20 protein-coding genes are annotated in these 21,162 nt (G+C 58.1%); 13 read left to right on the top strand and 7 right to left on the bottom strand.

The genetic code is table 11. From position 1 onward, the window contains the following. The first annotated feature begins 120 nt into the window (after positions 1–120). The 11 genes from ACP7B1_RS13415 to ACP7B1_RS13365 all read left to right on the top strand — a co-directional run bounded on the left by ACP7B1_RS13415 (position 121) and on the right by ACP7B1_RS13365 (position 10,499). Positions 121–651, top strand: coding sequence for an RNA polymerase sigma factor (locus tag ACP7B1_RS13415; protein WP_346308125.1), 531 nt, complete (start codon positions 121–123; stop codon positions 649–651). Then, on the top strand, positions 648–1,424 hold the full coding sequence (locus ACP7B1_RS13410; protein ID WP_346308124.1) for an anti-sigma factor: 777 nt from the start codon (positions 648–650) through the stop codon (positions 1,422–1,424). Before ACP7B1_RS13415 ends, ACP7B1_RS13410 begins: the two co-directional genes overlap by 4 nt. Before the next feature lie 308 nt (positions 1,425–1,732). Further along, on the top strand, positions 1,733–2,614 hold the full coding sequence (locus ACP7B1_RS13405) for a glycine betaine ABC transporter substrate-binding protein (RefSeq protein ID WP_346308123.1): 882 nt from the start codon (positions 1,733–1,735) through the stop codon (positions 2,612–2,614). Positions 2,615–2,720: 106 nt separating this feature from the next. Beyond that, positions 2,721–3,338, top strand: a complete 618-nt coding sequence (locus ACP7B1_RS13400; RefSeq protein WP_346308122.1) for an ABC transporter permease — start codon at positions 2,721–2,723, stop codon at positions 3,336–3,338. 9 nt (positions 3,339–3,347) lie between these two features. Further along, positions 3,348–3,989 carry an ABC transporter permease gene (locus ACP7B1_RS13395; protein WP_346308121.1) on the top strand — a complete coding sequence of 214 codons (642 nt, stop codon included), beginning with the start codon at positions 3,348–3,350 and terminating at the stop codon, positions 3,987–3,989. Further along, positions 3,986–4,918: an ABC transporter ATP-binding protein gene (locus ACP7B1_RS13390; RefSeq protein ID WP_346308120.1), complete on the top strand. Its 933-nt coding sequence runs from the start codon at positions 3,986–3,988 to the stop codon at positions 4,916–4,918. Before ACP7B1_RS13395 ends, ACP7B1_RS13390 begins: the two co-directional genes overlap by 4 nt. A gap of 54 nt (positions 4,919–4,972) precedes the next feature. Then, complete coding sequence (locus ACP7B1_RS13385) at positions 4,973–5,713, top strand: DUF427 domain-containing protein (RefSeq protein WP_346308119.1); 741 nt, start codon at positions 4,973–4,975, stop codon at positions 5,711–5,713. Continuing rightward, the gene (locus ACP7B1_RS13380; protein WP_346308118.1) at positions 5,710–6,687 is read left to right on the top strand and encodes an LLM class flavin-dependent oxidoreductase; all 978 of its coding nucleotides are present in this window, start codon (positions 5,710–5,712) and stop codon (positions 6,685–6,687) included. The genes ACP7B1_RS13385 and ACP7B1_RS13380 overlap by 4 nt, the downstream gene beginning before the upstream one ends. After that, positions 6,684–8,006, top strand: coding sequence for an LLM class flavin-dependent oxidoreductase (locus tag ACP7B1_RS13375; protein WP_426136965.1), 1,323 nt, complete (start codon positions 6,684–6,686; stop codon positions 8,004–8,006). The genes ACP7B1_RS13380 and ACP7B1_RS13375 overlap by 4 nt, the downstream gene beginning before the upstream one ends. 16 nt (positions 8,007–8,022) lie before the next feature. Beyond that, positions 8,023–9,024: an ornithine cyclodeaminase family protein gene (locus ACP7B1_RS13370; RefSeq protein WP_346308116.1), complete on the top strand. Its 1,002-nt coding sequence runs from the start codon at positions 8,023–8,025 to the stop codon at positions 9,022–9,024. Continuing rightward, positions 9,021–10,499, top strand: coding sequence for a histidine ammonia-lyase (locus ACP7B1_RS13365; RefSeq protein ID WP_346308115.1), 1,479 nt, complete (start codon positions 9,021–9,023; stop codon positions 10,497–10,499). Before ACP7B1_RS13370 ends, ACP7B1_RS13365 begins: the two co-directional genes overlap by 4 nt. A 26-nt stretch (positions 10,500–10,525) precedes the next feature. On the opposite strand, the gene ACP7B1_RS13360 is transcribed toward ACP7B1_RS13365, so the two are convergent. Continuing rightward, positions 10,526–11,470, bottom strand: a complete 945-nt coding sequence (locus ACP7B1_RS13360; protein ID WP_346308114.1) for a LysR substrate-binding domain-containing protein — start codon at positions 11,468–11,470, stop codon at positions 10,526–10,528. Between the two features lie 156 nt (positions 11,471–11,626). Here ACP7B1_RS13360 and ACP7B1_RS13355 point away from each other — a divergent pair, with 156 nt between their 5' ends. Both ACP7B1_RS13355 and ssuE read left to right on the top strand, forming a co-directional pair. After that, the gene (locus ACP7B1_RS13355; RefSeq protein WP_426136964.1) at positions 11,627–13,021 is read left to right on the top strand and encodes an LLM class flavin-dependent oxidoreductase; all 1,395 of its coding nucleotides are present in this window, start codon (positions 11,627–11,629) and stop codon (positions 13,019–13,021) included. Next, entirely contained in the window at positions 13,018–13,599 is a 582-nt protein-coding gene (ssuE, locus tag ACP7B1_RS13350; RefSeq protein WP_346308112.1) for an NADPH-dependent FMN reductase, read from the top strand. The genes ACP7B1_RS13355 and ssuE overlap by 4 nt, the downstream gene beginning before the upstream one ends. Positions 13,600–13,756: 157 nt before the next feature. Here ssuE and ACP7B1_RS13345 read toward each other — a convergent pair whose 3' ends face one another. The 6 genes from ACP7B1_RS13345 to ACP7B1_RS13320 all read right to left on the bottom strand — a co-directional run bounded on the left by ACP7B1_RS13345 (position 13,757) and on the right by ACP7B1_RS13320 (position 20,912). Next, a complete protein-coding gene (locus tag ACP7B1_RS13345; RefSeq protein ID WP_346308111.1) occupies positions 13,757–14,725 on the bottom strand; it encodes an ABC transporter ATP-binding protein in 969 nt (322 codons plus the stop codon). Next, complete coding sequence (locus tag ACP7B1_RS13340; RefSeq protein ID WP_346308110.1) at positions 14,718–15,698, bottom strand: ABC transporter ATP-binding protein; 981 nt, start codon at positions 15,696–15,698, stop codon at positions 14,718–14,720. The genes ACP7B1_RS13345 and ACP7B1_RS13340 overlap by 8 nt, the downstream gene beginning before the upstream one ends. Beyond that, on the bottom strand, positions 15,695–16,516 hold the full coding sequence (locus ACP7B1_RS13335) for an ABC transporter permease (RefSeq protein WP_346308109.1): 822 nt from the start codon (positions 16,514–16,516) through the stop codon (positions 15,695–15,697). Before ACP7B1_RS13335 ends, ACP7B1_RS13340 begins: the two co-directional genes overlap by 4 nt. A 5-nt stretch (positions 16,517–16,521) precedes the next feature. After that, positions 16,522–17,457 (bottom strand): ABC transporter permease, encoded by a 936-nt coding sequence (locus ACP7B1_RS13330; protein ID WP_346308138.1) that lies wholly within the window; start codon positions 17,455–17,457, stop codon positions 16,522–16,524. Positions 17,458–17,634: 177 nt separating this feature from the next. Continuing rightward, a complete protein-coding gene (locus tag ACP7B1_RS13325; RefSeq protein ID WP_426136963.1) occupies positions 17,635–19,236 on the bottom strand; it encodes an ABC transporter substrate-binding protein in 1,602 nt (533 codons plus the stop codon). A gap of 44 nt (positions 19,237–19,280) precedes the next feature. Then, positions 19,281–20,912 carry an amidohydrolase gene (locus ACP7B1_RS13320; RefSeq protein WP_346308107.1) on the bottom strand — a complete coding sequence of 544 codons (1,632 nt, stop codon included), beginning with the start codon at positions 20,910–20,912 and terminating at the stop codon, positions 19,281–19,283. Positions 20,913–21,162 lie beyond the last annotated feature (250 nt).

The following is a 21,162-nucleotide window of genomic DNA, read 5'->3' as shown; positions in this document are numbered from 1 at the left end:
CCGTCGGACTGCGGAATGCGGGCAGCAGTTACAGATCGGGACAGTGCGTCAAAATTTCATTGGCACACCGGCCACCGCCAAAGACGCAGGACAATGTCTTGAACCAGAAGGGGTTCGGTCATGACAGATATGGTCGTTTTGATTGAGCCCCTCATTCCGGCCTTGCGGCGATATGCGCGCAGCTTGATGGGGGATCGATCGGCCGCCGATGACCTGCTGCAGGATTGTCTGGAGCGGGCCGTCAGTCATTGGCACCAGCGGCGTGAGGATGGCAACGCCAGAACATGGATGTTTACGATCCTGCACAATCTGGCGATTAACAGCTTGAGGAAAACCGCACGGCGTGGGGTGCATCTGGACATTGATGATGTATTTGACCCGGCTCTCTCCGGACGGCCCGCGCAGGAGGATGGCTTACACCAGCAGGACGTTTTGCGTGCCTTGAAGACTTTGCCCGAGGAACAGAGAAGCGTCATTCTTCTCGTTTCGGTTGAAGATCTGTCCTATGCGGAGACCGCGAAGATTCTCGGGGTTCCCATTGGCACGGTTATGTCGCGACTGGCGCGCGGCCGTGAACGGTTACGGCAGATTCTTGAGGGTGATGTGAGCAACAAAATTGAAAACGGTCCTCATTTGAGGAGAGTAAAATGAACAAGCGCCCGATTACGGAAGACGATCTACATGCCTATGTCGACCAAGCTCTCAGCACGACCAGGCGGGATGAGGTAGCCGGATATCTCGAGCAGCACCCTGACGAAGCAAAAAGGATCGCAAGTTACCGAAGGCAGCGGGATGAACTGCGGTCCGCGCTCGCACCAATCAGCGAAGAACCGGTACCTCCGGAGCTCAATCTGGCGCGCATGCTTGATGGTGCGCGCCGTCCCAGTTTCCCGGTTTGGCGCTCGGCGGCGGCCGCTGTTGTGTTGCTTGCTGTTGGCATAGCCGGCGGCTGGTCGCTTCACGATATGGGTCAACCGGCCGCCGGTGGGATCATGGCGCTCGCTGACGAGGCAACATACAGCTATCAGGTGTATGCTGGCGATAAAGGGCGGCCGGTCGAAATCAAGGCATCCGATCAGGTTAGCCTGGTCAAATGGGTTTCGGACAGTTTGGGCCACACTATATCCGTGCCTGACCTGACGGGCTCCGGCTACCGGTTCATGGGGGGCCGGGTTGTCGCCACAGCGCACGGCCCTGCAGGCATGCTCATGTACGACGATGACCGTGGCACCCGGCTGATGATGCTGACACGGGCGATGACAGCCGATAAAAACGCGCCCATGTCGTCGCAATCGACCGGTTCCGTGCAAAGAGTCAGCTGGTCCAGGGAGGGTATCGGCTACAGCCTGGTCGGGCCTCTTTCCACCCAGGCACTCAATCCGATTGCCCATGAAATGCGCCGGCAAATCGAAACAAATGTGTAGATAGAGTGTGAGCAAAAGCATGCTGTTGCGACAGGGACTGGTCGCTCCAGCGCTTCGCATTTTCATCACGGGCCGTGCGAATCCACACCATACCCCTCGACAGTTCACCCGAGTGGCTTTGCGATGCTCGTAAAGGCCATACATTGCAGTGCCAAAGCGATTGCAATTGCCGAGTAAATAATTTCTACTTATCGGGGAAATATTGGGAGTTTGTTCTACGAACTTACTGCCGTGGATTGCTAGCATGCGAAATGAACAACGAAACCAGTAGGATACTCAAAGTCCTACGTCAGCTCGCAGGGTAAATCATGACTTTCAGAAACGTGGCCTCCATAGGGCTGGGGGTAATATTGGCATTGGCTGCCGCAACTCCGGGCTTTGCCCAGGTTGTGAAGATCGGCAGCAAGAACTTTACCGAACAGTTTGTGGTGGCCGAAATCTATGCGCAGGCTCTGGAGAAGGCTGGCGTGAAGGTTGAGCGGCGCACCAATCTTGGCGCGACATTGATTGCCCATTCGGCGCTGCTGAACGGCGAAATCGATCTCTACCCCGAGTATACGGGTACGGCCCTTGCCGCCGTGGTGAAGGGCGATCTTTCGGGTTCAGCCGAAAAAATCTATGCGGAAGTCAAGGACTACTACGAGAAGAACCTGCAGCTGACCTTGCTCCAGCCGACCAATATCAACAATGGCTATGCCATCATCACGCTTCCGGAAACTGCTGACAAATACAAGCTCAAGACGCTGACGGATCTTGGTCCCGCGTCGAAAGATCTGAGCTTCGGCGCGGAAGGCGGGTTTGGTGAACGCAAGGACGGCTTGCCCGGTCTCAAACAGACCTACGGCATCGTTTTCAAGGATTTCCGTATTTTTGCCAAGCTCGGTATCCGCTACAGCGCGCTCACCAGCAAGAATATCGATGTTTCCTATGGCTTTGCCACCGACTGGCAGATCGCGGACAGCAAGCTTGTTGTTCTCGCCGACGACAAGAACCTGTTTCCACCCTATTACCTCGTGCCCGTCGTGCGCCAGGACACCCTGGCCAAAAACCCCAAGATTGCTGAAGTCCTGAACAAGGTCAGCCCGCTCTTGAACAATGAGAACATGCGCGAACTGAATGCCGCCGTCGAGCGTGACAAGAAGGAACCCAAGGAAGTGGCGGAAGCCTTCCTGAAGGAAAAAGGCATCTGAGACCTTTCTGGCGGTTGGCAGTCAACCTGCCACGTGGACATCCCGGAAACAGCGGAGATAGGATTGTCTCCGCTGTTTCAATTCCGAGCGATATGGAACGACGCACTTGAACTGGGCTCCCAAAAACATTCCGGAAATTCTGGCCGCAACCTGGCAGCACCTTGTGCTGTCGGTCTCATCCGTTCTGATCGGGCTCGTCATAGCACTGATCCTCGGCATCATCTGTGCCCGGCGGCCGCGGTTCTATGCGGTCGTGCTGACAATCACCGGCATCATCTTCGTCATCCCCAGCCTTGCTCTGTTCGCGCTGCTCATCCCGTGGCTGGGCCTTGGCACCAAGCCGGCTCTGGTCGGGCTGTCCTCCTATTGCCTGCTTATTCTTCTGCGCAATGTGGTGACCGGCCTGCGCGGCGTTCCCGCCGATGTGCTCGATGCGGCCGATGGCATGGGCTACAGCGCCTGGCAGCGGCTGGTGCGTATCGAACTGCCCTTGGCCCTGCCGCTTATCGTCTCCGGTATCCGCATCGCGCTGGTGACGGTCATCGGCATCGCCACCGTTGCCGCCTTCATCGACGGCGGCGGCCTCGGAACCATCATCCTCATGGGCATCGACCAGAGCTATACGGAGAAAATCCTTGTCGGCGGTATCCTGACGGCGCTGATGGCGACGTTCTTTGATCTTGTTCTGAGCCAGGCTGAAAAAGCCCTGGTTCGCTGGCGTTGAGGGGCGGGCATGCTGATCACCGCCTTCAACTGGATCATCAACAATCAGCCCGAGTTCCTGCGGGCACTCGGTCAGCATCTTGTGATGTCCGGCGTCTCGCTGGTGTTTGCGTTAGCCATTGGCTTGCCGCTTGCCGTCCTCATCATCAATCGCGGCGGGCTGGCTTTTGCGGTCATCAATTCCATCAATGCGCTGCGTACGATCCCCAGCCTTGCCATTCTCGCCATCATGATGCCGCTGCTCGGTATCGGCCTGTGGCCTTCCATTGTCGCGCTGACCGTGCTCGCTTTGCCGCCCATCCTGCTCAATGCCTTTATCGGTCTGCGCGACGTCGATCCCGATGCGGTCGAAGCTGCAATCGGCATGGGCATGAGCCGTGGACAGGTGCTGCGCAAGATTCGCATTCCGCTGGCGGCACCGGCCATGTTCGCCGGCGCACGCACCGCCGCCGTGCAGGTGCTCGCCGGTGCAACGCTTGCCCCGTTCATCGGCGGCGGCGGCCTTGGCGATTTTATCGCTGTGGGCATCAGTATGATGGACATGTCGCGCCTTCTGGTTGGCGCGGTTCCCATCGCCATTCTGGCGCTGGCAACGGAATTCATTCTCGGCCGGGCCGAAAAAATCTTCTTCGCAGAAAGAACATCCGCATGATCAATATGGAACACGTTACCAAACGCTATGGTGAAGGCAGCGTTGCTTCGGTTGACGATCTCAGTCTGATCGTACCCGAGGGTTCGACCGTTGCGCTGATCGGTCCGTCGGGCTGCGGCAAGACCACGACCATGCGCATGATCAACCGGCTGATCGATCCGACCGAAGGCAGGATTATTGTCAACGGCGAAGACGTTACCAAGGTTGATCCGGTGATCCTGCGTCGCCATATCGGTTATGTGATCCAGCAGGTAGGCCTGTTTCCGCATATGACTATCGCCCAGAATATTGCCGCCGTACCCAAGCTGCTTGGCTGGGATGAGGTGCGGATTCGGAACCGGACCGACGAGCTTCTGCATCTCGTCGGTCTTGATCCGGCCGAAATGCTCAAGCGCTACCCCCGGCAGCTCTCAGGCGGCCAACGGCAGCGCATCGGCGTGGCGCGGGCGCTTGCGGCCGATCCGCCCGTGCTGCTGATGGATGAGCCGTTCGGCGCCATCGATCCGATTGCCCGGACCCGCCTGCAGGATGAGTTCCGCCAGATATTGCAGCGGGTGCGCAAGACGGTGGTGCTTGTGACGCATGATCTCGACGAAGCCATCCGTCTGGGCGACCGCATTGCCATCATGAAGAGCGGCACGATCGTCCAGTATGATACGCCCGATGCGATCCTTTCCCATCCCGCTGACGCATTTGTCGAAAACTTCGTCGGCATAGACCGGGCGATCAAGCGCCTGAGCCTGTTTACTGTCGGCGATGCCATGACGGCGGACAAGCCGCGGGACGGAGCGCACCCCGTCGCTTCCACCAGCAACCTGCGCGATGCACTGGCACTGATGGTCGCTGCAAACAGCGATGTTCTTGCTGTCATGGATGGGGCCGGAGCCGTCACCGGCCGGTTGACGCGCGATGCGATTTTTTCGGTCTGATCGCATCCCGTCTGATCAGGCCTGCCGATAGAAACTCACCTTTGGAGAGTGCTTATGTCCATCAGTTATCGTTCCCGGGAAGTGCCCGCTGTCCTGATCGAACCGACCTATCGCCGCATCCGCCTGAAGCTGGGTGAAGAGGTGATCGCCGACAGTACGCAGGCCATCGTCATCTACGAAAATGGCGGTCACCCCGTTTATTACCTGCCGAAGTCGGACTTCCGCGCTGATCTTCTCCAGCCGTCGGAAAAGACGGGGAAATCGCCGGTGCTCGGGGCAAGACGCTACTGGTCGCTCAAGGGCGCTGAGGGTAGCGCCTGGAGCTATGAAAACGTGCCACAAGGCGTGCCTGAACTCGCCGGTTATGCAACTGTGGCGTGGAGCGCCGTGCGCTGGTTTGAGGAAGATGAGGAAATCTTCGGTCATCCGCGCAATGTTCACTGGCGGGTCGATACGATCGACAGCAAGCGCCGTGTGGAGGTCTTTGTCGATGGCACGCTGGTTGCCCGCACGAACCGCGCGGTTTTCCTGTTCGAGACCAGTCTGATCCCGCGCTATTACTTTCCCGTGGAAGACCTGGTTGCCGGCACGCTGGCGAATAGCGCGCTGCACACCTATTGCCCCTATAAGGGCAGGGCGTCCTACTATCACTTCGATCTCGATGGAAAGCGCCACGAGAACATCGTCTGGTATTATCCGGAGCCGCTCTACGAAAGCGGACGGATCAAGGGATTGATCTCGTTCTACAATGAAAAGGTTGATGAAATCCGCGTCAGCGCCGGGGATGCGGAATGATGCATATCGGCCTGTCACTGACGCCGTTCGGCCATCATCCGACCGCCTGGCGCGCAAAAAGCGGCCAGCTGGACGCGCTCGATTTCGGTCACATAGCGGCGCAGGTCAAGAAGGCGGAAGCAGGCGGACTGGATTTCGTCCTGTTGGCGGATAGTTTTGGTCAGCGGCCTCATGATGATCTGTCGCCGCTTGCCCTGCCGTTCGAGCCAACCATGCTGGTCTCGGCGCTGGCGACGGCGACGCGCAGCATCGGCCTGATTGCCGCCGCAGCGACGCATCAGCATGAACCGTACAATCTCGCCCGGCGTTTTGCGTCCCTCGATCTGATTGGCGGGGGGCGTACCGGCTGGAATGTCATCGGCTCCCATGATCCTGATCGTGATCGGGACTATCTTGCCGTGGTATCCGGGCTCTGGGACAGCTGGGAGCACGACGCCTTTGTCTATGACAAGGCTCGGGGGCGGTTTTTCGAACCTGATAAAATGCACGTTCTCAACCACAAGGGTGCGTATTTCACGGTTCGCGGCCCGCTCAATGTCAATCCGTCACCACAGGGCAGACCGGTGATCAGCCATGTCCTGACTCCGGATACGCTCGACACTGCAGCGCTGGCGGATGTGGTTTTCCTGCCGGAGACAACGCCGGATGCATGGAAAGCGCTTGCCGCCAGTCTGCTTGAACGCCTCGTGGCGCACGGACGCCAGCGTGAGGATATCAGGCTGCTCGCGAACATCGTTCCCTCCATCGGCACCGCTTCGGACATTGCCGACCAGATGCAGGAGCAGGCAGCTGTGGCCGGTCTCGACGGATTTGTCGCCCTGCCGGCAATTGCGCCCGAAGGTGTTGCCAGCTTCGTTGATGAGGTTGTTCCGGAACTTCGGCAGCGCGGTGTGTTCCGTCATGCTTATGACGCCACGACCCTGCGCGGCCATCTCGGCCTTGCGCATCCGGCTCGCCTGGAGCGTGCATCATGAGCGCGGACCAGATGAAACTCGGTGCCTTTCTCATGGCGGGCGGCCATCATATCGCCGCCTGGCGCCATCCCGATGCCCATGCCAATGCCGGGGCTGATATCGGCCATTTCATTCAGCTGGCGCAGACGGCCGAACGGGCAAAATTCGACATGGTCTTCATCGAAGACGCTGCGGCCATTCGCGAGCGCAACCCGGAGATTGCCAGCCAGGCAGCGCGCTCGACCAGTTTCGAACCGCTCAGTCTGCTGGCGGCGCTGGCGGTCAATACTTCCCATATCGGTCTCGTTGCCACGGCCTCCACCACCTATAATGAGCCTTACGGCCTGGCGCGGACATTCGCCGCGCTCGATCAGCTCAGCGGGGGCCGGGCCGGGTGGAATCTGGTAACATCCGCCAGCGATCTTGAAGCGGAGAATTTTGTATCGAGCGGCTTGCGGCCACATGCCCAGCGGTATGAGCGGGCAGAGGAGTTTGCCGAAGCTGCTGTCGCCGTCTGGGACAGCGTGGATGACGGCGCCTATGTCATCGACGCGAAGCGGGGCATCTATGCCGATCCGGCAAGACTTCATCCGGTCGATCACCATGGCACGCATTTCACCGTCACAGGTGTGCTGGACAGCCAGAGGTCGCCGCAGGGCAGGCCGTTGATGGTACAGGCCGGGGCGTCGGATGTCGGCAAGGACCTTGCCGCCCGTACCGCTGACGTGGTCTTTTCCGCTGCCCAGACCATGGGCGAGGCGCAGGCCTTCTATGCCGACGTCAAAGCCCGGCTGGCGAAGTTCGGGCGACAGGCAGACGATCTCAAGATCATGCCCGGTGTTTCGCCCATCGTCGGCGAAACCGAAAGCGAAGCACGGGCAAAATACGATGCACTGCAGGAACTGATCCCCGATCAGGTCGGTGTGGCGCTGCTGGCGAGCTATCTCAGTCTCAAGGACCTGTCGGCCTATCCGCTCGACGGACCGTTGCCGGATATGCCGCAAACCGATGGCATTCAGAGCCGGCAGCAGCTCATCATCGATCTCGGCCGGCGGGAGAATCTATCCATCCGGCAATTGGCCCGGCATTTCGCCGGTGCGCGCGGCCATTGGCAACTGATCGGCACGCCCGTCCAGATTGCCGATGCGCTGGAAGAACGGTTTCGCGGCAAGGCAGCCGACGGGTTCAATGTCATGCCGCCGCTCTTTCCCACGGGGCTCGACGATTTTGTGAGACTCGTCGTGCCGGAGCTGCAGCGCCGGGGCCTCTTTCGCACGGAATATGAAGGGCGCACCTTGCGAGAAAATCTGGGCGTCAGAACACCGGCCCGTTCGTCATGAGCAGAGAAAGAAAAGCATGAAACCGATCTATATCGACTATCTGAATGCCCTCGACATCGAGGCGCTTGCGCTGACCGATGCGGAGATTTTGGCGGCAATCGAGACCTCGCTCGCCGCGCAGGGCAACGGCCAGACCGTGATCGAGCCGCGAGTGCATCTGGAGCCTGATGAAACGTTTCATGGCCATTTCAACGTGCTGCGTGGCTATGTGGCGCCGCTCAATCTGGCAGGCGTCAAGATCGTCGGGGACTTCGTTGATAATTATAAGCTGAACTATCCCTCCGAATTCGGTGTGCTCAACCTGTTTGATCCGCGCACAGGCGCACCAAAGGCCATTCTCGATGCCACTGTCATCACCGATATGCGGACCGGTGCGATCACCGCCCTTGGTGCAAAACATCTGGCGCGCAGGAATTCCAAGGTGCTCGGCCATATCGGCGCGCGCGGCACCGCCTACTGGAATGTGCGGCTGCTCGATCATCTCTATGATTTCGATGAAATCCGCGTGCATTCGCGCCGCCCGGAAAGCCGCGACGCCTTCGCGAAAAAACTCTCGGATGATCTCGGCAAGCCGATAACCGTTACCGACAACTGGCAGGCATGCGTCGAGGGTGCTGATATCGTGGTCGAGGCATCACGCCTGCCTGAGCCGCAACCGATGCTCAAGACCGAATGGATCAAGCCCGGTGCCTTCGTCGTGCCCTACGGCACGATGAGCGCGGTGGAACTGTCGCTCACCGATATCATGGACAAGCTGGTGGTGGATGACTGGGGCCAGTGCAGGGGCGGTAAATTCGGCTCGCTGCGCGCCCATGTCGAGGCGGGCAAGCTGTCCGAACAGACATTGCATGCGGAACTTGGCCAGATCGTCGCCGGTCACCGGACGGGACGCGAGAACGACGGTGAAACCATCCTGTTCTGGCACAGGGGCCTGTCGCTCAGCGATATCGCGCTTGGTTATGCCATGCTCGAGAAAGCCAAGGCGAACAATATCGGCCAGAGGCTACGGTTCGCATGAACACGCTTGTTCTCACGGGTTCAGGCATCACCATCGCCGATATTACAGCCGTCGCACGCAAGGATGTTATCGTCACGGTGACGCCCGATGTATTGGCCAGACTGACCCGGGCGAGGGCCGTGCTCGATGCTGCTGCTGCTTCCGGGCAGCATATCTACGGCCTGAACACGGGGCTTGGCGCCAATCTCAGGACGACGGTTGCCGATGAAGCCGGTCAGTTCCAGCAGCAGCTGGTGCGCGGACGGGGTGCCGGCGTCGGTCCAGTGCTGCCGCGCGACGAAACCCGTGCTGTCATGGCGGCGCGCCTGTCCATGCTGGCGGTTGGCGGCTCCGGCCTGTCGCCTGACGTCTTTGCTGATCTGCTGGCACTGATCAATCACAAGGTGCACCCGCTTGTTCCATCCATCGGGTCGATCGGTGCGGGTGATCTTGTCCTGCTGTCTGCCATTGCCCAGACCCTGATCGGCGAGGGGCAGGCCGAATATGACGGCGCGGTGCTTACCTCCGCCGAAGCCCTGTCGAAGGCCGGTCTGCGACCCTCCATACTTGGTCCGAAGGACGGGCTGTCGCTTCTCAATGCCTCGGCAGTCTCGGTGGGGAAGGGCGCACTGGCCCTGAGCGATGCCATGGTCTTGCTCGAATGGCAGCGACAGGCTGCTGCGCTCAGTTTCGAGGGGCTTGGCGGCAACCCGCTGATCCTCCACCCGGCCATCCAGCAGGCACGCCCGGCCGCCGGGCAAATACAGGAAGCGGAAAGGCTCCTTGCCCGTCTTGAAGGCTCGTCGCTGCATGAAGCGCGCGCGGCCATTCAGGACCCGCTAAGCCTGCGCTGTGTCGCCTCGATCCATGGGGCGCTGGCGCATGCGCTGGATGCAGCCCGAGAAGCCGTGGAGATCGAGCTGAATGCGGCAGCGGACAATCCGCTGGTGCTTGTTGATGAGAACAGGGTGCTTTCGACGGGCAATTTCCACACGCCGTTTCTGGCACTGGCGTTTGAAACCCTGGGACTTGCTATCGCCCAGATGGCGCTGGCCAGTGCTGCCCGGTTCATTCAATTGACCGGATCTGGCCGCAATGGCCTGCCGCGTTACCTTTCGTCGGTAGGCGAAGCATCCGCCGGTTTTGTTCCGCTGCAAAAGACGGTTACTGCGCTTGTCGGCGCGATCCGCCACAAGGCAAATCCTGTGTTGCTGGATTTCTTGCCCGTATCCGAAGGGGTGGAAGATCACGCCACCCAGACACTTCTGGCGGTGGCCAAGTGCGCCGATATGCTCGATCTCTGGCGGCATCTTGTTGCCTGCGAGCTGCTGGCCGGGGCGCAGGCAGTCGATCTGCGTGCGGGCCATCACTGCGGCCGCGGTACGCAAGAGACCTACGATCTCGTCCGATCCGTTGCCGGGCCTCTCATCGAAGACCGACCGCTCGGACCTGACGTGTCCTGCCTTACGGCGCGTCTGCAGGACATCGGCGCGTGAGGGAGCTGAAGCTGTTGGCCGCCGAGTTACCGCTGAACCTTGGAAGCCAAAAGTGCTGGCGCGTTCACGCAACGCAGACATTCATCGATGAACCATGATTTGAAAGCCGCAACAACGGAACGTTGTGCGCTTCTGCGCGGGGTGGTGATGCAATAGGGGCTGGCCAGTTCGAGCACCTGATTGCAGGCAACGACCAGTTCGCCCGCTTCTACCTGGCGGGCACAGAACAACCCCTGCGCCAGTGTTATGCCCAGTCCGCCACGCGCCAGGTCGAGCGACGCCATCGACGAGTTGGCGGTCATCCCATGCTGGATATGGCGGCCCGGCGTCACACCGGCGGAGGCGAACCAGTTTCGCCATGACGGAAAGGAGGCTCCCGCAGGCCCCCAATCGGTATGGATCAAGGGGACCGACAGCAAACTTTCCGGAGATGTCATCGGGTCATGCCCGGCTAGGAACTGTGGCGAACACACCGGATAGACCGCATCGGTGCCAATCGCTTCGGTGACATGTTCCGGATAATGAAAGACACCGTAGGACAGGCGCATGTCGATGAGATCGCGGTCGAATGGCACCGGATCATCTTCACCCCTGAGGGAGATGTCGACCGGACCATGGATATCGACGAATCCCGGCAGACGCGAAGAGAGCCAGCCCATGGCAACGGATGGTGCCACCGACACCACCAGCGAGGATCGCTGATTGCCGCTACCGAGCTCACGCGACACGCTCCGGAGTTCATTGAAGGCATTGGCAAGCCGCGGAAAAATCTCCAATCCGGCCTCGGTCAGCACGACACGCCGGTTGATGCGATGAAACAGCTTGCGTCCGACTTGATCCTCGAGCGTGCGGATGAGCTGACTGACTGCGGCGGCCGAAATCGCCAGTTCTTCGGATGCAGCGACAAAGCTTCCACAGCGGGCGGCGGCCTCGACCGCCTGCAAGCCGCGTAAAGAGGGGATACCCGTCATGCTGCCACTCCGGAAAAGATAAGTTGAACTTATCTTTCTTGCAGAAATCATCGCTTTTGCAAAGGGAAAGCCTCGCCTAATTTAACCGGCAGCGCAGGATACGGCCATCCCGGAACAAGCGTGATCAACGAAACACCGGCCAAAGGAAGGTCTGCCATGCCGCGTCGTCAGATGATTTTAGCTGGCTTTTTCTTCAATCCCCAGGGAGATCATCGCCTGTCATGGCGGCATCCGCGTGCACCCGGCCGCGAATTTCTCGATCTGGACTACTATCGCCGATTGGCTGAGGCGGCGGAGCGCGCCAAGCTCGATACGATCTTCATCGCCGACCATCTCGGCGTCTGGGATACCTATGGCAGCGGGCTGGCACATTATGCCAATCCCAGACTGGAACCATTATCGCTGGTATCGGCTCTATCTGCTGTCACCAAGGACATCGGCTTCATGGTGACAGCGTCGAGTTCCTATAACGAGCCATTCAACACCGCTCGCATGTTTGCTTCGATGGATCATATCAGCAGGGGGCGGGTCGCATGGAACGTGGTGACATCGGCGCTGGAAGAAGAGGCCGCCAACTTTGGCCGCGATGCCAATATCGAACATGCGGTCCGCTATGAGCGCGCCGCCGAGTTCCTCGACGTGGCCAAAGCCTTGTGGGACAGCTGGGAAGACGACGCGCTCGTCATCGACAAGGCAACGGGGCTCTTCGCCCATCGCGAATATGTCCATTATCTCGACCATCGGGGAAAGCATTTCAAGGTAAAGGGGCCGCTCAACGTACCGCGACCGCCGCAGGGCCATCCCGTGATCGTCCAGGCCGGGTCGTCCGACGCGGGCAGGAATCTGGCCGCAGGGCATGCGGACGTGCATTTTGCCGTTATTCGCAGCGAGGCGGAAGGACTTAGCTATCGCGCGGACATCAACAACCGCCTGGCAAAACACGGCCGCTCGCCGGAAAGCCTGAAGCTCCTGCCGGGTATCCTGCCAATCGTCGGCGCCTCGGCATCCGAGGCGCAGGAAAAACAGGACTATCTCGAGACATTGATGCTCGATGAAGTTGCCGTCGATCTTCTTTCCAGTTGGGTAGGGGTGGATTTGTCCCTCTATCCGCTCGATGGGCCCATACCGGATCTGCCCGACGAGGGCACGTTCAATGGCTGGCGCACCTGGCTCACGCTCGTCAAGGACGACGCGAACAAGGGCCTTACCATACGTCAGCTGGCCCGAAAGATCGCCAATACCGGCTCGGTTCCACTCGTTGCGGGGACCCCTTCGCAAGTCGCCGATCAGCTGGAGGCCTGGTTCGTCTCGGGAGCGGCTGACGGATACAACCTGATGTTTCCGCTGCTGCCTGAGGATTGGCTGAATTTCATGCAGACCGTGGTGCCGGAGTTGCAAAGGCGCGGCTTATTCAGAACCGAGTACGAGCCCGGCACCTTGCGCGACCGTCTGGGGCTGGCGCGTCCACAAAACGCATTTGCTGTTCGTCGCGAACCAAGTGCCGGCGCACCAGATCGCGTCCGGGCCGGAAAAGCCGGGGTTCGTCCATGAGCAACCGGAAAGTTCTCGCCATATCCGCAAGCCTTTCCGCCACCTCCAAGACCGCAAGGGTTGTCGAGGCGGTCTTGGAAGAATTGCGCGGACAGAAAATCGAGACGGAACACCTTGTTCTGCGGCATCTCGATCCCGGCGCTTTGTTGTCAGCCGACGTCCAGGCTCCGTCAGTGGCGTCGTTCCTGGAAAAGGTTGCCGCTGCGCATGGTCTGATCATCGCCACGCCGATCTACAAGGCATCGTTTTCGGGTCTGTTGAAAGCAGGCCTGGATGTGCTCCCGCAGTTTGCACTGGCTGGAAAGGTTATCCTGCCGCTTGGCACCGGCGGCAGCCTCGCCCATGTCCTCGCGCTTGATTACGGTCTGCGGCCGGTGTTTCAGTCAATGGGCGCGCGCCATGTCGTCCAGTCGCATTACGTGTGTGAGAGCGATTTTCCCAAAGCCGGTGAACTGATATCGCTGCTCGACCCGCTTTGGGCCGCACTTCGTCACGCCTGCGATAACTTCATCTATTCCCTGACAGATGATGAAAGGGCTGCAATGCTTGGGCATCCGCGCGGCCCTACCGTTGTGTAACTGGCAAAGAATTCAGACTATGCCGTGGCGGGAAGATATCGAAACTGACTATCAGCGTGTCGGCCAGCCGCTTTGCGGCTATGTGTTGCCGCGCGAACAGAAAGGTGTGCCGATCATCGGCTCGACCGATCTGACATGCCAAGCGATTTTGGTCCGGTTATCTGGCTATAAAGCGAACCTTGTGATCGTCCCCGACAGTGAGGAATTCCGTGGGGGGCGGTGACTGATAGACGTCATGTGTGCCGATTTCCTCGGGGTAATAGGAAAAGCCTGACAGGGGCGGCGGCTGCATGTCCTTGCGGGTCATGTCCTCCTGGCGGATGATCATGAACGGATCCGGAATGGCGGCGAGCAGGCGGCGCGTATAGGGATGGACCGGATTGGCGAAAATGCTTTGCCACGGACCTTCCTCAACGATCTGGCCAAAATACATCACGGCGACCCGGTCACTCATATGTTCAACAACACTCAGGTCATGACTGATCATGATGTAAGACAGGTCCAGCCGTTCTTTAAGGTCCAAAAGCAGATTGATAATCTGCGCCCTGATGGAAACGTCGAGCGCGGAAACCGGCTCATCCAGAACAATGATTTTCGGGTCGAGGATCAATGCGCGGGCAATCCCGATGCGCTGACGTTGACCGCCCGAAAATTCATGCGGATAGCGCTTCGCCTGCTCCGGTTTCAATCCCACCATTTTCAGGGTCGCCGCAATACGGTCGTCGACTTCACCTTTGTTGCGCAACCCATGCAACCCAAGCGGCCCAGCAAGGGCAGCGTGAATTGTCTGGCGTGGATTGAGCGACGCATAGGGATCTTGAAACACCATTTGAGCCATGCGTGCGCGTTGCATGCGTCCCGGCTGGTCAGCGCCGGTGATCGGCTTTCCATCAAAGGAAATCCTGCCCTGCGTGGGGTGCTGCAAACCCAGTATTGTCAGTGCCAGGGTAGATTTGCCACAGCCCGATTCACCGACAATGGACAGGCATTGGTTCTTGTGAAGGCTGAGGCTGAGATTATTGATTGCCCGCACAGCTTGGTGCGAACGACGGAACAATCCCGCTGATACCGGGAAGCACACGCTCAGATTTTCAATTTGCAACAGAGGTTGGGTTTGATCAGCCATGATGGTAACACCTGACAAAGCTATGGTCCCCGAGAACGGATGGGCCCGGCACTGCGTCGCGGCAGATTGGTGAGGCGCGCTTACAGCGTGGCTCAAAACGGCAACCGGTGGGAAAAGCGGCAATCGATGGCACGATTCCTTCGATTTCCTGCAAAGGTTTGCGCTCGTTCAGCTTGCGCTGCCCCAAGACCGGTAATGAAGCGAGCAGGCCATGCGTGTAAGGGTGAGCCGGATGGCGGAAGAGATCGGCGACTGCCCGTTCTTCAACGAGATGGCCCGCATACATGATGCCAACACGCTGGCACATTTTCGCGATAACGCCCAAGTCGTGACTGATCATCAGAACTGATGTACCGCGTTGATCGCAGAGCTCCTGCATCAGTTTGAGAATTTCCGCCTGAACGGTGACATCGAGCGCGGTCGTGGGTTCGTCGGCAATCAGCAGGTCGGGATGACAGGCCAATGCAATTGCAATCATCACGCGCTGGCGCATGCCGCCTGACATCTGGTGCGGATAGTTCTTGATACGCTTGTCGGGAGCGGGCACTTGAACCTGTGCCAATGCGGCGATCGCCTTGCGTTCAGCCTCGTGCCAGGTCGAGCCCTGATGCAAGACGAACATTTCAGCAATCTGACGTCCGACGGTCGCCAGCGGATTGAGCGCGGTCATCGGCTCCTGAAAAATCATGGAGATTCGATTGCCGCGCAGTCTGCGCAGCTCGCTGCCGTTCATCTTCAGAAGGTTCTGGCCCTTGAACAGGATTTCACCCTGTCCAACCGCAAGCGGCCTGTTGAGAAGACCTATCAGCGACAAAGCGGTGATACTCTTGCCACATCCGCTTTCGCCGACAAGTCCGAACGTCTCGCCGGCACCGATCGAAAAAGAAACGTTTTCAACGACATTCAGTCGTTCTTGCCCAGAACGCATATCGATATGCAGATTCCTGACCTCAAGCAAAGGGGGAGCGCTCATGCCTTGCGTATCCTCATATGCGGATCGAGGTAGTCGCGCAGCCCATCTCCAAACAGATTGAGGCCGAGCACGGTCAGAAATATAGCGATCCCCGGGAATATGGCTGCCCAGGGTGCGACGGCGATCAATTCGCGTGCATCCGTCAGCATGCTGCCCCAGCTTGGGAAGGGCGGTCTGATGCCGAGTCCCAGATAGGAAAGCGCTGCTTCGGCAAGAATGGCATCACCCATGCCAAGCGTCCCGATCACGAGGATGGGGCCGATCATATTGGGCAGGATCTGCGTGATCATGATGCGGATATCACTATAGCCAAGCGTCTTGGCAGCTTGCACATAGCCCTGGCTCTTCAGCGACAACGCTGACGAGCGTGCAATCCGGCAGGTCCATGACCAGTTGGTCAGTCCAAGTGCGATCAGCAAACTGCCGAGGCCAGGACCGAGAATGGCCATAATCGCCAGCGCAAAAATCAGTGAGGGGATCGACAGCATCACATTGGTAAGCCCGCTGACGAATTCATCCCATCTGCCGCCGATATAGCCAGCGGATATGCCAAACAGCAGGCCTATGCAGCTGTTGATCAACTGTGAGACGATACCGACCGTCAGCGACACACGGGACCCATAAAGCACCCTGCTGAACACATCGCGGCCTTGCGAGTCGGTTCCGAACCAGAAATCGGCATTCGGGGGCAATTCCGCATTCATCAAATTGGCATCAAGGATCGGATCGTGATGCACGAACAAAGGCGCAAACACACCCAGCGTCAGGATAATCAGGCAGATGGCGCCACCGAAAAGAAGGTTGAAACGCAGTCGCATATCCGTCACCCGTGGCTGATACGCGGGTCGATGACCGCGTAAAGAACATCGACAACCGTATTGATGATCAAAAACCACAATACAATCATGAGGATGGCACCCTGCACCACCGGTATGTCCCGCATGGAAACACTGTCGACGAGAAGGGAGCCAAGGCCAGGCCATGAGAAAAGCTTCTCGATCACCACGGCCTGTCCCATCAAAGAGCCGAATTGCAGTCCAACCGTGGTGATGATCAACACGAGCGCATTGCGCATCAGGTGCCATGTGACGAGACGATAGGCATTCATGCCCTTCGAGCGGGCGGTGCGAATGAAGTCTGCGCTCATCACGTCGAGAACCGCCGCCCGCGTGGTCCGGGCAAGCAGCGCCAGAGGCGCCACGCTGAGCGTCACGGCCGGCAGGATCAGATTGCGTATTCCGCCATCGCCATATCCGAAACTCGGCAGCCAGCCCAATGTGAGTGCAAAGACATACATAGCCAGCAGCCCCAACCAGAACTGCGGTAGCGACAGGCCCGAAACGGCTGCAATCATTGTGGCCGTGTCCAGAAGGCTCCCCGGTTTGAGCGCCGCGACGAATCCAAGCGGCACGCCAATGAGGATGGCGATCGCCATTGCAGCGATGGCCAGTTTCATGGTTGGCCATGCCCGCTCCAGCAACATGTGGGTGACGGGTTGGCGCGTACGGAAAGACTGTCCGAGATCGAGTTGCGCGAGATTGACGACGTAGCTACCGAACCGTTGGTAGACGGGCTTGTCCAGCCCGAATTCCTTGTTCATCTGTTCGACGACTTTCGGATCATTGCGACCCTTGCCATCAGCGATCAGGCTTGATGTGAAGCTGCCCGGTATCACGCTGAAAATCACAAAGATCAGCAAAGATACCGCCAGAATGGTCGGTATCATCTGCAGAACTCGCCGAATGATAAATCGAAGCAACGGATCCATGTCCTTTCGTTCGGATGGCGGTCGCGTCTGCCTTGTCCGGTATAGTGGCCCCGATACGCTCCTCGCGCCGCTTGATGTTGGGAGATGAGGATGCGTGCACAGCGCTTCACGCGAGATGAAAAGGCTGACCCGCCGTCATGTCGTTGACGGCGGGCAGGCACCGTCGCTTCAGCGGCCCGATGGGGCGCCGTCGCCTACCCAGAGTTGTTCATAAGACTGGATGGCAAGCTCCGCCGAGTTTGGCTGCAAACCATGCAGCCAGGGCTGATAGGCCATAACTGCCTTGTTGTAGTTGAAGAACCAGCCGGGGGCCTCATCCTGCAGCAGATTATTCGCCTGGCGCAAAAGATCATTCTTCTGCTCTTCCGTCGGCGCGCTCAATGCTGCCTCATACAGTTTGTCAAAGTCCTTGTTGTTGAACTTGTAATAATTGCAGGCTGACTGTGAGGTCTTTGAATAGAAGCACTGCATCGCCGTCATTGGATCAGGACCGCTTTCCAGGGACCACATGAAGGCCTGGAAATCACCGGCTGGAACCACCTCGGACAAAACAGCCGCTTCAACCGGCTTGGCTTTGACTTTGATGCCGACTTTGTCGAGCATCGGAATAATCGCTTCGACGATGGTCAAACCCCAGCTTTCGTTCTGGGTGGCTGTCAGTTCAAACTCAAATCCATCGGGATAGCCGGCTTCCTTCAAAAGCGCCTTGGCTTTCTCGGGATCATAAGGATAGGGTTTGGCGGCTTTATCGAAGGCGGGCGAGGAAAGCGGCAACCAGCTCACTGCGCGATAGGCCTTATCCTTACCCAGACGCTTGATGATCAGATCGGAATCGATCGCATAGTTGATGGCCTGGCGGACCCGCTTATCCTGAAACGGCTTGAAATCTACGTTGAAGCCGACGAGACGCGTATAGACCTCGGCCACTTCCAAGATATTCTTCGACAGTTCCGGATCATTCTTATAGGCAACATACTGCGCCGGTCCGAGCACCGAGACATCGACCTCCTTGTTGCGGAAAGCGACGTCGCGCGCCGAGGCTTCGCCCATGATCATGATGTTGATCTTATCGGCATGCGGCTTGTCAGCTCCGTAGAACTTGTCCCATTTTTCAACGGTCAGACGTGAGCCCGGAATATATTCAGCGAACTTATAAGGTCCAAGGCCGATCGGATGGCTCTTGAAACTGTCCTTGTCGGCTTCGCCTGACGGATAGATCACCGTGCTTGGCTGCATGAGCTGGAACGCCGGATTGACGGGTTCATTGAAAGTGATTTCCAGCGTGTAATCGTCGATCTTCTTCAAGCCGGCAATATCCTTGGCCTTGCCGTCGGAATAGTCACTTGCACCCTTGATTGTGCCGATGTACCGCGCGCCCGTATAGGCCTTGCCGGGCGTCATGATGCGCTTGTAGCTGTCGATGATATCATCGGCAGTCATCTTCTTGTCATTGTGGAAAAACGCGTCCTGACGCAGCTTGAACGTGTAAGTCAGCCGATCAGCCGAAGCACTGACATCGGTTGCCAGATCCAGCACCGGCTTGTTGGCATTGCCGTCCCAGGCATAAAGTCGTCTGTGAATGGCCTTGGTGACAAACTCATCCTGTGTTGCCGGGCTCGCCTGGTTATCAAGCGTGCCGAAGCTCGAACCATAGGGAGCAACGAAATTAATCGTGCCGCCTTTGCGTGGTTCTTCCGCGGATGCCGACATCGCCACACCGGCAAGCAGCACGGCTGCCAGAGTTGATTGGAGCACGAACCGTTTGTACATTGAGTGTTTTCCCCTGTTATGATTATGCACGGTATTGGTAGGTTCTAGTCTCGCGTGAAAACGATCTCCCCGCCTCTCAAGGTCATATTGCACTGGGTTTCGTGCAGGATTTCTTCCGGTGTCGCGGTCAACAGATTGCGTGAGAAGATCGCGATATCAGCAACCTGCCCGGGGACCAAACGACCCTTGATGTGTTCCTGTTTTTGGGAGAAAGCCCCGTATTCGGTATAAACGCGCAGCGCATCTTCGATGGAAACGGATTGCGCGGCATCCATCACCGTCCCTTTCCAGGTTTTGCGCGTCAGCATCGTATACAAATTCGGAAACGGGTCGGGATGACAGACCGGGCTGTCGCTGCCTGTGGCAGGCTTGAAACCGAGATCGGCCCACGTCTTCAACGGATAGCTGGAGCGGCTGCGTTCATCGCCCAGAACCGAAATATAGGCATCACCGAAATCATAGATGAAAACCTGCTGGGGGCAGGGATAGATGCCTGCGTTCTGCATGCGATCATGCTGTGAGGAGGTTGAAAATCCGCAATGTTCGATCCGGTGGCGACGGTTTGGATCAGGTGTGGCAGCAAGTGCCTTCTCGTAAGCCGTAATCAGCTGTTCTATGGCCTGATCGCCGATGGCATGGCAGGCAAGTTGGTAACCCTTGTTATGGGTATCCATGACAAGATCCTGCAGTTCAGCATCTGGCAGCATCTGAATGCCGGTATTGTTATCGTCCCCGAGATAGGGCTTGGACATCCAGGCCGTACGCCCGCCCGCCGAACCGTCCAGGAAAATCTTGACGGCGCCAATGGTCAGCATGTCATCGCCAACCCCCGAGACAAGTCCGGCGCGATAACAGTCGGGCACAATCGATTTGCCGGGGTCGCCAAGCAAAACCAACCAGCTGCGAACCGGTAGCCGATTGTCACGCCGGGCAATCTGATAGGCGCGAATTTCGTTAAAGCCGGCAAGGTGCCCTACTGCAGCATCCATGACCGACGTGATGCCATAGGAGAGCAGCATTTTCCCGGCTGCTTCGATCGCTTCGATCAATTGGTTTTCATCGGGATCTGGAATGGCGGCACGCAGAACGTCTTGGGCATTTTCAGCGACCATACCGGTCAAGACGCCATTTCTCTGCTCGATCATGCCACCCGACGGAGCGGCATAGGCTTCGTCGACACCCGCCTTGGCGAAAGCTACGGAATTGAAGATTGAAATATGGCCACAGGCACGTGTCAGCATGACCGGATGGTCGGGCGCCACCTGATCCAGCTCCGATTTCAATGGGTGGCGGCCCGTATCTAGCTTGGTCTGGTCATAGCCGCGCGCCAGAATCCATTCGCCCTTGGGAAGGCTGGCAGCTTTGGCTCCGATTGCGTCAAGCAGAGCTTCAAGTGTTGGAAGCTTAGCCGGCGTTGCATCGATCCATTGGAGTGTTAAGCCGGTAGAAATCAAATGCAGATGCGCATCGTTAAGGCCGGGCGTTGCGAATGCTCCGTGGAGATCGACAAGCTTTGTATGCGCGCCTTGCAGTTCCAGCATTTCAGCGGATGAGCCTGTTGCAAGGATCTTGCCTTGCCATATCGCCAGCGCTTCAACGACGCCTTCTTCGTATCCGCACCAGATGTTACCATTGTGCAAAATGCTGTCTGCAGCGACCAGTTTTGGTGGAATCATGAAGCACGGTTCCCGTCATGCTTGTGTTTTTTTAAAGACTTCCATCATCTCAAATGGATTGCAAGCTACGGAAACCACATTATTTTTCATCGAATTGATATGCTGGCTGTCGATTGGTAAACAGATCGACGACGCGGGCGTCGATCTGCCGAACCAGTTGTATCAAGGCCAAAGTCTAACTCACGCAACGTCATTGATTTGGGAATGTTGCTCGTTAGGATTACTCTTCCAATCAACGGGGTATTTTGCT

It is taken from the genome of Phyllobacterium sp. SL163, assembly GCF_049896885.1.
GTDB classification, from domain to species: Bacteria; Pseudomonadota; Alphaproteobacteria; order Rhizobiales; family Rhizobiaceae; genus Phyllobacterium; species Phyllobacterium calauticae.
The sequence above is the reverse complement of the archived record's forward strand: the minus strand, read 5'-3'. Positions and strand labels throughout refer to the sequence as shown.